This window comes from Paenibacillus sp. TSM33, assembly GCF_056099025.1.
Map to the genome: position 1 here is coordinate 20339 of NZ_JBLZXB010000001.1, position 14289 is coordinate 34627.

Annotated in this window: 13 protein-coding genes; 12 read left to right on the plus strand and 1 reads right to left on the minus strand. The window is 48.1% G+C overall.

What is annotated here, in order from left to right:
* The first annotated feature begins 7 nt into the window (after positions 1–7).
* The 3 genes from spoVG to ACN6NF_RS00135 all read left to right on the plus strand — a co-directional run bounded on the left by spoVG (position 8) and on the right by ACN6NF_RS00135 (position 3051).
* The gene (gene spoVG, locus ACN6NF_RS00125) at positions 8–295 is read left to right on the plus strand and encodes a septation regulator SpoVG (protein ID WP_007428016.1); all 288 of its coding nucleotides are present in this window, start codon (positions 8–10) and stop codon (positions 293–295) included.
* Between the two features lie 345 nt (positions 296–640).
* Positions 641–2038, plus strand: a complete 1398-nt coding sequence (gene glmU / locus ACN6NF_RS00130; protein WP_474314108.1) for a bifunctional UDP-N-acetylglucosamine diphosphorylase/glucosamine-1-phosphate N-acetyltransferase GlmU — start codon at positions 641–643, stop codon at positions 2036–2038.
* Positions 2039–2097: 59 nt separating this feature from the next.
* Positions 2098–3051: a ribose-phosphate diphosphokinase gene (locus ACN6NF_RS00135; RefSeq protein ID WP_013308125.1), complete on the plus strand. Its 954-nt coding sequence runs from the start codon at positions 2098–2100 to the stop codon at positions 3049–3051.
* Positions 3052–3119: 68 nt separating this feature from the next.
* Here ACN6NF_RS00135 and ACN6NF_RS00140 read toward each other — a convergent pair whose 3' ends face one another.
* Complete coding sequence (locus ACN6NF_RS00140) at positions 3120–3320, minus strand: hypothetical protein (RefSeq protein ID WP_013368676.1); 201 nt, start codon at positions 3318–3320, stop codon at positions 3120–3122.
* A 197-nt stretch (positions 3321–3517) separates the two neighbouring features.
* On the opposite strand from ACN6NF_RS00140, the gene pth reads away from it, so the two are divergent.
* From pth to ACN6NF_RS00185, 9 genes are all read left to right on the plus strand, one after another.
* Entirely contained in the window at positions 3518–4078 is a 561-nt protein-coding gene (pth, locus tag ACN6NF_RS00145; RefSeq protein ID WP_474314111.1) for an aminoacyl-tRNA hydrolase, read from the plus strand.
* Positions 4079–4163: 85 nt separating this feature from the next.
* Positions 4164–4394, plus strand: a complete 231-nt coding sequence (locus ACN6NF_RS00150; protein WP_474314114.1) for an anti-sigma-F factor Fin — start codon at positions 4164–4166, stop codon at positions 4392–4394.
* 134 nt (positions 4395–4528) lie between these two features.
* Positions 4529–8056, plus strand: a complete 3528-nt coding sequence (mfd, locus tag ACN6NF_RS00155; RefSeq protein ID WP_474314116.1) for a transcription-repair coupling factor — start codon at positions 4529–4531, stop codon at positions 8054–8056.
* Positions 8040–9158, plus strand: a complete 1119-nt coding sequence (locus ACN6NF_RS00160; RefSeq protein ID WP_474314118.1) for a peptidylprolyl isomerase — start codon at positions 8040–8042, stop codon at positions 9156–9158. The genes mfd and ACN6NF_RS00160 overlap by 17 nt, the downstream gene beginning before the upstream one ends.
* Positions 9159–9325: 167 nt before the next feature.
* Positions 9326–9868, plus strand: coding sequence for a stage V sporulation protein T (spoVT, locus tag ACN6NF_RS00165; RefSeq protein ID WP_013368681.1), 543 nt, complete (start codon positions 9326–9328; stop codon positions 9866–9868).
* Between the two features lie 140 nt (positions 9869–10008).
* Positions 10009–11667, plus strand: coding sequence for a putative polysaccharide biosynthesis protein (locus ACN6NF_RS00170; RefSeq protein ID WP_474314120.1), 1659 nt, complete (start codon positions 10009–10011; stop codon positions 11665–11667).
* A 161-nt stretch (positions 11668–11828) separates the two neighbouring features.
* Positions 11829–13328 carry a bifunctional methyltransferase/pyrophosphohydrolase YabN gene (gene yabN / locus ACN6NF_RS00175; protein ID WP_474314121.1) on the plus strand — a complete coding sequence of 500 codons (1500 nt, stop codon included), beginning with the start codon at positions 11829–11831 and terminating at the stop codon, positions 13326–13328.
* 336 nt (positions 13329–13664) lie between these two features.
* Complete coding sequence (locus ACN6NF_RS00180; protein WP_007428028.1) at positions 13665–13937, plus strand: HU family DNA-binding protein; 273 nt, start codon at positions 13665–13667, stop codon at positions 13935–13937.
* On the plus strand, positions 13937–14215 hold the full coding sequence (locus ACN6NF_RS00185) for an RNA-binding S4 domain-containing protein (RefSeq protein ID WP_016818913.1): 279 nt from the start codon (positions 13937–13939) through the stop codon (positions 14213–14215). The genes ACN6NF_RS00180 and ACN6NF_RS00185 overlap by 1 nt, the downstream gene beginning before the upstream one ends.
* Positions 14216–14289: the final 74 nt, after the last annotated feature.

Sequence of the window (14289 nt, forward strand, 5' to 3'; positions counted from 1 at the left end):
AACACACATGCAGATTACGGATGTTAGACTCCGCCGAGTGAACTCAGAAGGAAGAATGAAGGCGATTGCATCCATTACAATTGATAACGAGTTTGTTGTTCATGACATCCGAGTTATCGACGGTAATAACGGGATGTTCGTAGCTATGCCAAGCAAACGAACCCCTGACGGAGAGTTTCGCGATATCGCTCACCCGATATCTTCAGGAACCCGTGAAAAGATTCAAGCTGCTGTATTGACTGAGTACGAACGTGCAGCTGTTGATGAAGAAGTTGCTATTGAAGAAGGCGCTTAATTCGCCTAAAGCAGGATTGGGGTACAAAAGAAAAAGAGAGCCACTAACTGTGGCTCTCTTTTCTTTTTGTCTGGAATGAGATATATTCTTTAGTGAGTTAACAGTCAGTTTTAAGGCAACTTGGAGCCATCCGGGCTGCCGAAGCGGCTTTTTCATAAGACAGGGACTAGGCAGCGATGCGTCCCGGGGATGAACGTCCAGCACAAGCTGGCCTGAAAAAATAGCCATTAACCAAAGGTTCGCCGTTATTTTTCAGGAGGATTGTGAAAAGTTAAGCAAAATCTGATCTGGGAATTAACGTTTTAGCCAAGGGGTAACTGTTATTTTCAGGATAGGAGGTTGGACTTGTTGGAAAGGTTGGCAGTCATTCTTGCCGCAGGGCAGGGAAAACGTATGAAATCCAAATTATATAAAGTTCTGCATCCGGTGTGCGGAAAACCGATGGTCGGACATGTGCTCGACACGGTTCGTGCAATCGGTGTGTCCCGCAGTGTAGTCGTTGTGGGTCACGGAGCAGAGGCGGTACAGTCTTATCTGGGACCGTCGGCAGAATATGCGCTTCAGGCAGAGCAGCTGGGAACAGGCCATGCTGTCAAGCAAGCCAAGGATCTGCTCGGTCAGGAACAGGGCACCACAATTGTCATTTGTGGAGATACTCCGTTGATCACAGCAGAAACGCTGGAAGGTTTGGTGCAACTGCACGAAAGCCGTGGAGCGGCTGCAACAATTCTGACCGCTGAGTTGGACGACCCGAAAGGATATGGACGAGTTATCCGTGATACTTCCGGGGCCGTGCTTAAGATCGTGGAACAGAAGGATTGTTCACCTGAGGAAGATGCTGTTCGTGAGATTAACACAGGAACGTATTGCTTTGACAATGCCAAGTTATTTGCAGCGCTGGACAAGGTAACGAACACCAATGCACAGCAGGAATACTACCTGACCGATGTCATTGGTATTTTGCATGGCGAAGGTGAGCAGGTTGAGGCGTATTTGACAGATGACGTGTCGGAATCTATCGGTGTAAACGACAGAGTTGCTTTGTCGGTTGCTGAAGGCTATATGCGCGAGCGTATCGTTCGCAAACATATGCTGAATGGTGTCACCGTCATTGATCCGTCTTCTACCTACATCGGAAGCGATGTTGTCATTGGTTCCGATACAGTATTGTACCCAAATACATGGCTGCATGGTCAAACACAAATCGGAGAAGATTGTGTGATTGGTCCGCAGGTAGAGATTCAGAATACGATTATCCACTCAGGAGCAACAGTGAAACATTCGGTGTTGAACGAAGCGGAAGTGGGAAGCAGTACTTCTGTAGGGCCGTTTGCTTATCTGCGTCCGGGCGCGAAGCTTGGCGAACATGTGAAGATTGGTGATTTTGTAGAGGTGAAAAATGCGACCATTGGAGATCATTCCAAGGTGTCTCATTTGAGCTATGTTGGTGATGCCAAGGTGGGTACAAACGTAAATATTGGCTGCGGGGCAATAACGGTCAATTATGATGGATATAATAAATCCATTACAGAAATTGAAGACGATGCCTTTATTGGCAGCAATGTGAATCTGATCGCCCCGATTAAGATTGGAAAAGGTGCTTATGTTGTCGCAGGCTCCACTGTAACACATGCTGTCCCTGATAACGACCTGGCTATTGCCAGACCACGTCAAGAGAACAAAGCCGGATATGCGGACAAAATCCGCGCGCGTGCCAAAGCAAAGAAAAAAAGATCGGAATGACCTTAATCAGCAAGCTGTTGAATCTGTAATGAATGAACCAGCACGGAGGGTTTCTATTAATGACTTATTGCGATTCCAAACTCAAAATATTTACTTGTAACTCCAATCCGAAGTTAGCCCACCAGATTGCGGACTACATCGGAATCCCAATGGGGGAATCCCATACCACATCGTTTAGTGACGGTGAAATTCAGGTTAAGCTGTCGGAAAGTGTTCGCGGCTGCCATGTGTATATTGTACAGTCCACTTGTCTGCCAGTTAACGACAACTTGATGGAGTTATTGGTTATGATTGATGCACTTAAACGCGCTTCTGCCAAAAGTATCAATGTTGTTATGCCATATTACGGTTATGCTCGTCAGGATCGTAAGGCTCGTTCACGTGATCCGATCACAGCGAAGCTTGTCGCTAACCTGATTGAAAAGGCGGGGGCTCACCGCGTAATCAGTATGGATTTGCATGCGATGCAGATTCAGGGATTCTTCGATATTCCAGTCGATCATATGCTGGGAGCGCCAATTCTGGCCCAATATTTCCGTTCCAAGCAAATTGAGAACCCGATTGTCGTTTCACCCGATCATGGCGGGGTGGTTCGTGCGCGCAAGCTGGCGGACTTCCTGAGTGCACCACTCGCTATTATTGATAAGCGTCGTCCAGAGCCAAATGTCAGTGAAGTGATGAATATCATCGGGAACATTGAGGGTAAAACGGCTATTTTAATTGATGATATCATTGATACAGCCGGAACGATTGTATTGGGTGCAAATGCGCTTAAAGAAGGCGGCGTAAAAGATGTGTATGCATGTTGTACACATGCCGTGCTGTCCGGTCCTGCGATGGAAAGACTGGAGAATTCGCCATTAAAAGAGGTGGTTGTGACGGATACGATCCCGATCGTTCACCCAAATCCGACAAGCAAGCTGAAGGTACTGTCTGTGGCTCCATTAATGGGAGAAGCCATCATCCGTGTGCATGAAGAATTGTCGATCAGCAAACTGTTTGAAATCGAATAAGCGCTGGCTCATTAAAAAAGGGGTTGCCTTTTCCATATGGAAAAGGTAACCCCTATCAGCATGTCAGGCTAAAAGCCTGGCCGAGATATGAATGTGAAGCGTTGACGATTGTATAGTGTGTCCTCGATTTCGACGAAATGCTCATTAAAACGCGCAACGATGCCAATTTGAACATGTACATTCCCGTCATAGATTTGGACAGGAACGGAATGTTTTAAATGATATAGAAAATGGCTGTCATATAAGAGAATATCACCTTGATTGAGCATATCGGCACGCACCTTCCTGTTCACTACCAGGATTTGCAAAATTCGATTCCAGTCGCTCCAAAGTGCAATATACAGACGAACTAGACCATTTCGATCTATATATTGTTCATTGAAAGTCGCTTATTAGATTTTTGCAAAATCCTCAATACAACTATTTTACCAAAAAATCAAGACTTCGAAAGAGGGTGTCAAGGTTAATGAAGTGGATTGTAGGATTGGGCAACCCTGGTCCCCAATACGAGAAAACGAGACATAATGTCGGATTTATGGCCTTAGATGCACTTGCCTCACGCCATAATATCCAGATTACCCAAAGCAAATGTAAGGCATTGATTGGTGAGGGGCACATTGGTGGCGTGAAAACGGTACTGATTAAGCCTATGACATATATGAATCTCTCAGGCGAGTCTCTACGTGCATACATGGACTACTATAAGGCCGATATGGAAGATCTGATTGTCGTGTACGATGATCTGGATACAGAGGTCGGTAAAATAAGACTGCGTTATCAAGGTAGCGCAGGCGGTCATAATGGCATTAAATCGATCATTCAGCATACAGGGACGCAGTCCTTCAACCGGATTCGTATGGGTATTTCCCGCCCAGAGCCTGGACATGCTATTGTCGATTATGTCCTGGGCACCTTTCCTAAGAAGGAGAAGGAGCTATTGACCGGAATGATAGAAGATACGTGCAACGCTATAGAATACAGTCTGAATCATCCATTTGAACGGACGATGGCTGAATTCAACAAGTAAGTTCTGCACAGCTAGACGGGCTTAAATGGAAGATTGTTGGACATACTGAAAGGTATAGAAAACTTTCAGGAGGCATATACAATACATGGTTGTTAATTATGTATGCAGACATTGTCGAACTTTCTTAGGGCGAATTGACTCCGCTGCAATAACCGAAGAAAGGTTGGGCTTCCATTCCTTGACCCCTGCTGAACGTAGAGATATAATAGCGTATAATTCGGGTGGTGAGATGACCGTTAAGGTCATTTGCGAGCATTGCAGTCAGGCGCTGGAGAATAATCCGGAGCTGAGTCTGCTCGTAAACCCGCTCCAATAACAGGTATTCAACTGGTCTGATGTACCAGCTTGAGAGGTGAAGCGGCAATTCCGCTTATGGAGCCTTGGCAGCATTGCTGAGGCTTCTTTTTCGGTTTACATGTAACTATTTATAAGCATAAAGGGGTGCCTTTTTTGTTACAAGCACTTATTCAGGCTTTTACGAAGGATGCTGATTATGCATCCATTGCGGCAGGTATATCCTCAGGCATGAAGGAACAGCTGATATCAGGCTTGTCAGGCTCTTCAAGACAGGTACTGATGGCCGCACTTGCTGAAGATACTGGACGACCGTTATTGGTCATGACGCACAATATGTTTGCCGCTCAAAAGATAGCAGATGATTTGCAGGAAGCGCTTTCTCCTGATCAGGTTTTATTGTATCCAGCTAACGAGTTGGTCGCTGCTGAAGCAGCCATATCCAGCCCGGAGACATTATCCCAACGAATTGATGTATTGATACGATGCGCCCAGGGTTTTCGTGGGGTTGTTGTCGTGCCGTTTTCTGGGGTCCGGCGTCTACTACCAATCCCGGAAACATGGCGTGAGGCTCGTGTAGATCTGAAAGAGGGAGAAACGATTCAGCTGGAAGCATTTTTGCTGCATATGGTTGAGATGGGATACCAGCGTGTAGAACGTGTTGAATCCCGCGGGGAGATGAGTGTACGCGGGGGAATTATTGATTTTTATCCAATGACAACCCGATGGGGCTATCGTGTGGAGTTGTTTGATGATGAAATTGACTCCATCCGTATGTTTGATCCGCAAGATCAGCGTTCGGTGGAAAAGGTACAGGAAGTTACTGTAACGCCATGTAAGGAAGTTATTGCAAGCCACCAGCGTATGGATCAAGCTGCCGATGCCGCTGCTATGTTGTTGGAGGAACAACTGGATAAAATGACAGATCGTCAGGCTAAGCAGCATCTGAAAGAGGAAATTCATCGTGAAATTGAGCTGCTGCGGGAGCATGTGTATTTTGACGAAATCTATAAATATATCTCCCTGCTGTATCCTGAACGTAAAACCTTGGCCGATTATATGCCGGAAGATACAATTCTAATCATTGATGAACCAGCACGGATGCTAGAAACAGCCAGGCAGCTAGAGCGGGATGAGTCTGAATGGAATTTGCATTTGCTTCAAAACGGTAAAACTCTACCGCAACTGGAGCTATCGGATAACTCGGATAATCTGCTGTATAATCGGAGATTTCAAACGCTGTTCTTGTCGATCTTCCTTCGCCAGGTTCCGCATACACAGCCGCAAAATATTTTGAATTTCATCTGCCGTGGCATGCAGGATTTCCACGGTCAAATGAATGTACTCAAGGCAGAGATGGATCGTTGGCGCAAGGCAGGCACACAGGTTATGATGCTGGCGAGCGGAGAAGAACGTCTGGACCGGATGCGGCGAGTGCTTCAAGACTACGGTATTGATGAGCCGACGATGGCGATTGGTAATCTGCAAAGCGGTTTTGAGATGCCATCTATTCATCTGGCGGTGATTACCGAGGGTGAGATGTTCTCCCAGAAGCAGCGCAAAGCACGTAAGCAGGGCCGACATGTAGACAATGCAGAGCGGATTAAGAGTTATAGCGAGCTGAAGGTGGGCGATTATGTCGTACACCAAAATCACGGGATCGGGAAATACATGGGAATCGGTACGCTGGAGGTTGGCGGTATCCATAAGGATTACATGCATATCCTCTATGCAGGCGGAGATAAGCTATCTGTACCGATTGAACAAATTGATCTGATTCAGAAGTATGTGGGCTCCGAGGACAAGGAACCCAAGATTTACAAACTGGGCGGCAATGAGTGGACACGCGTTAAAAGTAAGGTGCGCAGCTCGGTTCAGGACATCGCAGATGACTTGATCAAGCTATATGCGGAAAGACAGTCAGCACCAGGTTTTGCTTTTGAAAAGGATTCACCAGAGCAGCAGGAATTTGAGGATATGTTCCCGTATGATGAGACACGTGACCAGATTCGGGCTATTGAAGAAATTAAGAAGGACATGGAGCAGAGTCGTCCGATGGACCGTCTGCTGTGTGGTGACGTAGGCTACGGCAAGACTGAGGTGGCTATCCGTGCTGCTTTTAAGTCTGCTATTGAGGGCAAACAAGTGGCTGTGCTGGTACCGACGACGATTTTGGCACAACAGCACTATGAGACATTCCGTGAGCGCTTTTCTGGGTATCCGTTCAATATTCAGGTATTGAGCCGTTTCCGCTCGCGCAAAGAGCAGAATGAGACGACTAAGGGAGTTCGACAAGGTACGGTGGATATTGTCATTGGTACTCACCGTCTACTTTCACAGGATCTGGTGTTTAAGGATCTGGGACTGCTCATTGTCGATGAGGAGCAACGTTTTGGTGTAACGCACAAAGAAAAGCTGAAAAAACTGAAAACGAATGTAGACGTGTTGACGCTAACGGCTACACCTATTCCGCGTACGCTGCATATGTCCATGCTGGGTGTACGTGATTTGTCAGTCATTGAGACGCCACCAGAAAACCGTTTTCCGGTGCAAACCTATGTCGTTGAGCATAGCCAGACTCTAGTTCGTGAGGCAATTGAACGCGAGATGGCACGCGGAGGACAGGTGTACTACCTGTATAATCGCGTGCAGGGGATTCAGGAGATGGCTGCCGAAATCAATGCGCTTGTCCCAGACGCCAAGGTGGGCGTAGGTCACGGACAGATGTCTGAAACCGAACTGGAGAAAACCATTTTGGATTTCCTGGATGGCGAATATGATGTGCTGGTTAGCACGAGCATTATCGAAACTGGCGTGGATATCCCCAATGTGAATACACTCATTGTGCATGATGCCGATAAAATGGGGCTCTCCCAGCTTTATCAGCTGCGTGGGCGTGTAGGCCGTTCCAATCGGATTGCCTATGCTTATTTCACGTACCAGCGAGATAAGGTGCTTACAGAGGTAGCGGAGAAGCGACTTCAGTCTATCAAAGAATTTACGGAGTTGGGTTCCGGGTTCAAGATTGCAATGCGTGATTTGTCCATCCGCGGGGCGGGTAACTTACTCGGCGCCGAGCAGCACGGATTCATCGCATCCGTCGGTTTTGATCTTTATTCGCAAATGCTGGCTGAGGAAATCAACAAACGTAAAGTCAGTGTGCTTGGAGAAGAGGATCAATCCAACCGGAATTGGAGCACATCGATTGATTTGGGTGTCGATGCTTACCTGCCGGGAGACTATATTTATGACAGTATCCAGAAAATTGAGATTTATAAAAAGGTTGCAGCGGTCAGTACTTTTGACGAGGCTTCCGAACTGGAGGACGAACTGGTCGACCGATTTGGCGATCTGCCAGAGGCTGTTCGTCATTTGCTTGCCGTGGCTCGTCTTAAAGTATATGGACGGATGTATGGAATCGAGTCCATTGTGCAGCGGGATGACAATATAGTGCTGAAATTCCATGAAGGTCGTCAGCACGCGGTTCAGACGGCCAAACTTGCCGAAATTGGCAATCGCTTTGAAAGACGTGTACAATTTGAACAGGGCACTTCTATGAGCGCACGCATAAAAGGCAAAGGTCTAAATGATCCACAGTTGCTAGAACTGCTGGAGCAATTTTTGAGTGCATTGAAAGAAGCATTCACATTGAAGGAGGAACTGCAAAATGCCACAACTAAATAAAAGAAAACCTTGGAGAATGCTCTCCTTGGGCATGGCAGCGTTGCTAGCTATATCGGTGCTGGCAGCATGTACAAAGCAAGCGGATGAGAATAAGGTCAAGGATGAGCCGAAAGACAACAGCAAGGTTGTCGTGACCTATAAGGGTGGAACGATTACCGAAAATGAGTTCAACCAAGAAATCAGCATGATGAAATTTCTGTACCCAGAGTATGAGGCTGCTTTAGCTTCTGATCAGGTACGTGAGCAAATTGTAAAGCAGGAAATAGTGTACAAGCTTTTGGCGGCCAAAGCGGACGACAAAGCCAAGGAAGAGGGCGCCAAACAAGGAAACGAGCAGTTGGAGCAGTATAAAAAGTCGGTCGGCGAAGATAAGTTTAAGACATTTCTGAGTGATCAGAAGCTGACCGAACAAGGTGTGAAAGATTACTTTACGCGTGTCATGACGGTAATCAATAGCGAAACCAATAAAGTAACGGATGATCAGCTAAAGCAGGAATTTGAGAAAAATAAAGATCAATTCACGACAGCAACCGTGCGCCATGTATTGATTAATTTTGAAGATCCAAAAACAAAGAAACAGCGCACAAAAGAGGCTACTCTCAAGCTGGCCAAAGAAGTAAAAGCGAAGCTGGACGGTGGAGCGGATTTCGCGACGATTGCCAAGAAGTATTCGGAAGACCCAGGTTCCGCATCTAATGGGGGGCTGTATGAAAATGCATCCGTAGCACAGTGGGTACCTGCTTTTAAAGAGGCTGCCGAGACTCAACCGATTAACAAAATTGGTGAGCCTGTGGAAACAGAATACGGATATCACGTGATCAAAGTGGAGTCCCGCAATGATCCAACATTTGATAAATTGAAGGACAACGAAAAGGCTGCCCTGAAAAATAAATTGGCTGGGGAAAGTATCCAAAACTTTAGCGAAAATGATTTGGCGAAGCTTGATTTGAAAATCAATCTGCCGAAGGCACCTGCTACGCAAGAGAAAAGTGGTGCAACGTCCGGTACGGGCAGCACAACTACACCGAGCGGAACAACAAGCGGTACAGGCGATAGTAAAGCTGGAACAGCCAAAGATGGAGCTGCAAACGAAGGTAAATAACTGAACATGCATAAGGAATTGGGAACAGATGAATACTATGGTCAGATATCACCATAAACACCATGACCGCGACGTTCTTCGTGACCGCTTCTGGGGGAGTGGAAGCGTCTTTCGATACCGTCAGTAGTTTACTAAATTCTTCTTGAGAAAGTGGGGCAACATGTGAAATGAAAGCTACTGGTATTGTTCGCCGTATTGATGATCTTGGGCGGGTAGTTATTCCAAAGGAAATTCGCCGCACCTTGAGGATTCGTGAAGGAGATCCGCTAGAGATTTTTGTGGATCGTGACGGAGAAGTCATTTTGAAAAAGTATTCACCTATTGGTGAACTTGGTGATTTCGCCAAAGAATATGCTGAGTCCCTGTTTGAAAGCACAGGCCATATTACGATGATTACTGATCGTGACACCATTATTACGGTGGCTGGAGGCTCGAAAAAAGAGTTCTTGGACAAGCAAATCGGTAGTATTATCGAAGGTAGCATGGATAATCGCAAGACTGTGCTGGAGACAGCCAGCGGCTCTTATGAGCTGACGCGAGACCACGAAGAAACACTCTCGTCCTTTGTGACGGCTCCCATTGTTTCGGGTGGTGATCCCATCGGATCTGTTATATTGTTGAACAAGGACGAAAATGTAAAAATGTCCGAAATGGAGGTCAAGATGGCTGAAACAGCCGCTGGCTTCCTGGGCAAGCAAATGGAACAGTAACACCCCGTTTTACCCCTGTATGACGTACAGAACGGACAAAGCCGTTCAACGTTGTACAGGGATTTTTTTATTTCTAGGAGAAGAGACGGTATAATAGGACTCGTAAAAACGCTTATTCCAGGTGGGAGTGGAGACGGAGAATGCAGGAAAATCGCGCCGCTTCGCGGCTGCTACGAGGGGCCGTCATTTTGACACTGGCAGCGGTAGCAAGCAAGCTGATCGGCACATTGCAAAAAATCCCGCTACAAAATATTGGCGGCGATGGCGTGTTTGGCATTTATAATACGGTTTATCCTTTTTATACGCTGTTTATTACCATTGCAGCTGCTGGATTCCCGGTGGCCGTATCCAAATTTGTAGCTGAGTATGAGGCTGTGGGGAACAGGGCAGCAGGGCAACGTGTTGCCCTGCTATCTTCGCTTGTATTGGGCATATTCGGATTGATTCTGGGGCTGCTGATGTATACGTGTGCGCCGCTAATCGGCCAGTGGATCGACAATGCTCACGTCATTCCATCGGTGAGGGCGGCGGCGGTTGCCTTCTTGTTCGTGCCGGTTATGGCGGGACTGAGAGGCTATTTTCAAGGTTTGCAAAATATGATTCCAACGGCGGTCTCCCAAGTGACGGAGCAGGCGATACGGGTAAGCGTGATGATCGTATTGTTGCTGTTTATGCTGTCGCAGGGGGCAGGGGCGGATATGATAGCCGCTGGAGCAGTGTTTGGCTCAGCAGCAGGCGGAGCAGCGGGCCTGTTGATCATGCTGTTGTATTGGCGAGGTCACAGAAAGAGACTTAGGCGGCAAGAGACGGTCATGACGACAGTGCAGGCACAGACTGGTGAGCTTCAACCAGCGGAAAGCAACGGTGCTTTGCTAAAGGCACTATTACGTTATGCCTTGCCAGTTTGCCTTGGAGCGCTAGCCGTTCCGTTAATTAACCTGGTAGATACATTTACCGTTCCTCGCTTGTTAAAGCAGGAGGGCTTGGACGATACGGCGGTTATGGTGGCCTTCGGTGTGTATAACCGGGGGCTTCCGCTAGTACAGCTGGTCATGATGTTTGCCACCACATTGTCGGCATTGTTCATACCCTCGCTGGCTGAGGCCCGGGTGACCGGAGGAACGGAGCTGGCACGTCGTCAGTGCGAGCAATCGCTGCGCTGGTTTTGGCTACTAGGAATAGCCGCTGCGACAGGCTTGATCGTGCTGGCCGTGCCCGTCAATGTGATGCTGTATGCAGACGACACTGGCAGCACGGTTATGCGCTGGATGGCGCTGACCGCCGTAGGAGGCACGCTCAGCATCATCTCGGCTGCGCTGCTGCAAGGACTTGGCGCGGTTCGTGCGCCAGCCCTGGCGATGCTTGCAGCCGCAGCGGCTAAGGCGCTGCTAAACTGGCTGCTTGTGCCGCAGCTAGGCACGGCTGGCGCTGCCATTTCCGGAGCTGTCGCCTATCTGCTGGCGGCTGTGATCAACATCGCGCTGCTGGCCCGCTTGGTGGGGCTACGCGGGAGCTGGTCTGCCAGTGTGCTCAAACCAGCGGTATTGCTTGTCGCCTTGGTTGGTGCAGCCGGGGCGGCGATGTGGGGCACCAGTGCTGTGCTAGGTGCCTTGGGATGGTCTGCCGGAGGTCGTGCTACGGCAGTAGCGGAGAGTCTGCTGGGAGTAGCTGCAGGCGCCGTGGTGTTCGTGATCGGCCTCGCACGCTTGAGGTTGGTCACGGAAGCCGAGCTTGTGGCGGTGCCCAAGCTCGGACGCCCGCTGGCAGCCGTGCTGCGCAGGCTGCGTGTACTGGCTTAGCCTGGGTTATACGGCTTACCACGTGAAAGCTGTGCAAGCCATTTTATGAGCCTATACAACTTTGTGGTATAGTAAATGCCAAGGCAAAGGAAGCGGAAGCTGGATTGCGCCGGGTGTTTTTCCGAGCATGAATCCTGTTTTTGCGGAACGGAGGATTGGATATGAGCGTAACATTAACGATCGTAGGTCTGGGTTCGGGAGATCCCGATCAACTTACGATAGGGATATTGAACAAAATGCGGGGCGCTTCAGCGCTCTATCTGCGGACCAAGGAACATCCTGCGGTGCGAGTACTGGATGAGTTTGAAGTGGGTTTTGAGTCGTTTGATGCGGTATATGAGACAAAGGAATCTTTTCCAGAGGTATACGAGGAAATTACCAGTCAATTGATGGCAGCGGCTGCTAAGGCGGTAGATGGCAGCGAAATCGTCTATGCGGTTCCCGGTCATCCGATGGTGGCGGAAGCAGCGGTGCAGTTGCTCAAGGAGCGTTGTCCTGCGCAAGGGATTGAACTAAACATCTTGGGCGGCGAAAGTTTCCTGGATGAGGCTTTTGTGCGTCTTGGTTTTGATCCGATTGAGGGTTTTCAGCTGTTGGATGCAGGTACACTGGATGCCAGCTGGCTCCAGCCTCAGTTGCATACGCTGATCGGACAGGTATATGACACCTTTACGGCTTCCGATGTGAAGCTGTGCTTGATGGAGCGGTACCCTGATGATTATGAGGTGTATGTCGGCCACGCGCTTGGGGTAGAAGGTGAGGAAGCAGTCCACAAGGTGCCGCTGTACGAGCTGGATCGAGTAGAGGGCTACGGGAACCTATCCTTGGTGTACATACCTCGCAGTGAAGATGAGGCGCTGAAACGGCGTTCTTTTGACCGTCTACATGAGATTGTCGATATTTTGCGCAGTCCTGAAGGCTGTCCATGGGATCGTGAACAGACGCATCAATCGATCCGCAAAAATCTGATTGAGGAAACGTATGAGGTCATTGAAACCATAGATGAGGATGATCCAGAGCATATGAAGGAAGAGCTCGGCGATCTGTTGTTGCAAATTTTGCTGCATGCCCAAATGGAAGAGGAAGTCGGAACCTTCAATGTGTATGATGTGATCCAAGGGCTGAATGATAAGCTTATTTTCCGTCATCCGCATGTATTTGGTGACAATCAAGCAAATGATGCGGAAGAGGCGCTGCAAAACTGGGAACAGATGAAGGCTGAGGAAAAACGGCTTAAAGGTACGACGGCAGCCTACCCTTCTGTACTGGATGGGGTTCCCCGTGATCTGCCTGCTCTTATGAAATCGTACAAGCTCCAGAAGAAAGCAGCTAAAGTAGGCTTTAACTGGGATAGCATTGAAGGCGTATTCGATAAACTGGACGAAGAAGTGGCTGAGTTAAAGGAAGCGGTTCGTGAAGGGCATTCCGTGGAGGCTCAGTTGCTGGAGTTAGGGGATGTATTATTTGTTGCCGTGAATGCAGCCCGGTTCATGGAAGTAGATCCGGAGGAGGCGCTGTCAGCCACTAATCGCAAATTTGTGAGTCGTTTCCAGTATATTGAGCAAAAATTACGCGAGCAGGGACGTCGTCCCGAAGACAGCAGCGTAGATGAAATGGAGACCTACTGGCAGGAAGCGAAAAAGCTCCTTGACAGAGATTAATTCCAAGGATTTGATCTTTGGCTGTATGGGCCAGTAAAATGAATATATGCAGGGTTGAAAACACGCCCAGCTTGAGCAGACTTGCCAATGGGCAGAGTTTTGTAGTAGGATGTTGGCTTAACTGGGGGTCGAATAAAAAACGCCTGTCATTGCAGGATTTTTAAGGACAAGCCCGAATAACTTGTAGTAATTCTGAAAATAACTGTAGCTTATAGTTAACATGTTACAATGGCATTCAGGAAGGCTACGGCCACAGTTGGTTGGACCTCACGTCTGCTCCATTTATGGATATGTAGCGTGATGATTATTTTTTGACATTTAGGAGGCTTTTATCTTATGAACAAGACAGATCTGATCAACAATATTTCCAGCAAAAGCGGTTTGAGCAAACGTGACGTTGAAGCTGTATTGAATGGCGTACTTGGTGAAATTACAGATGCACTTGCTAGTGGCGACAAAGTACAACTGATTGGCTTTGGTACTTTCGAGACGCGCAAGCGTTCTAGCCGTACAGGCCGCAATCCACAAACCGGCAACACGATTGAAATTCCAGAATCGACCGTTCCTGCTTTTAAAGCCGGTAATAAGCTTAAAGAAGCCGTTAACTAATGCGTCTTGATAAATTCTTGAAAGTCTCGCGGCTGATTAAGCGTCGTACAGTAGCCAAGGACGTCTCTGAACAAGGGAGAGTGCTGGTGAATGGACGTGAGGCCAAGCCGAGCAGTGCGGTCAAAGTGGGCGATGAAATTACCGTCCAATTTGGCCAGAAGCTGGTGACCGTGCGAGTGGAACGGCTCGCCGACACTACACGCAAGGACGAGGCTGCAAGTATGTACACTTTGGTAAAGGAAGAGCCTATTGCCAGGGACAACGGTTTGAACTGGTAAGCAGACATCTGATTTTCTCATAACGTTGTACATAGAAGCATTCCTTCATATTTTATGAAGGGGTGCTTTTTTCT

Excerpts from the sequence above, each read along its gene's own strand:
- ACN6NF_RS00180 (WP_007428028.1), top strand. The coding sequence starts at position 13,665 with ATGAACAAGACAGATCTGATCAACAATATTTCCAGCAAAAGCGGTTTG.
- spoVT (WP_013368681.1), top strand. The coding sequence starts at position 9,326 with ATGAAAGCTACTGGTATTGTTCGCCGTATTGATGATCTTGGGCGGGTA.
- ACN6NF_RS00170 (WP_474314120.1), top strand. The coding sequence starts at position 10,009 with ATGCAGGAAAATCGCGCCGCTTCGCGGCTGCTACGAGGGGCCGTCATT.
- pth (WP_474314111.1), top strand. The coding sequence starts at position 3,518 with ATGAAGTGGATTGTAGGATTGGGCAACCCTGGTCCCCAATACGAGAAA.
- ACN6NF_RS00150 (WP_474314114.1), top strand. The coding sequence starts at position 4,164 with ATGGTTGTTAATTATGTATGCAGACATTGTCGAACTTTCTTAGGGCGA.
- ACN6NF_RS00135 (WP_013308125.1), top strand. The coding sequence starts at position 2,098 with ATGACTTATTGCGATTCCAAACTCAAAATATTTACTTGTAACTCCAAT.
- ACN6NF_RS00185 (WP_016818913.1), top strand. The coding sequence starts at position 13,937 with ATGCGTCTTGATAAATTCTTGAAAGTCTCGCGGCTGATTAAGCGTCGT.
- ACN6NF_RS00160 (WP_474314118.1), top strand. The coding sequence starts at position 8,040 with ATGCCACAACTAAATAAAAGAAAACCTTGGAGAATGCTCTCCTTGGGC.
- yabN (WP_474314121.1), top strand. The coding sequence starts at position 11,829 with ATGAGCGTAACATTAACGATCGTAGGTCTGGGTTCGGGAGATCCCGAT.
- spoVG (WP_007428016.1), top strand. The coding sequence starts at position 8 with ATGCAGATTACGGATGTTAGACTCCGCCGAGTGAACTCAGAAGGAAGA.
- ACN6NF_RS00140 (WP_013368676.1), bottom strand. The coding sequence starts at position 3,320 with ATGCTCAATCAAGGTGATATTCTCTTATATGACAGCCATTTTCTATAT.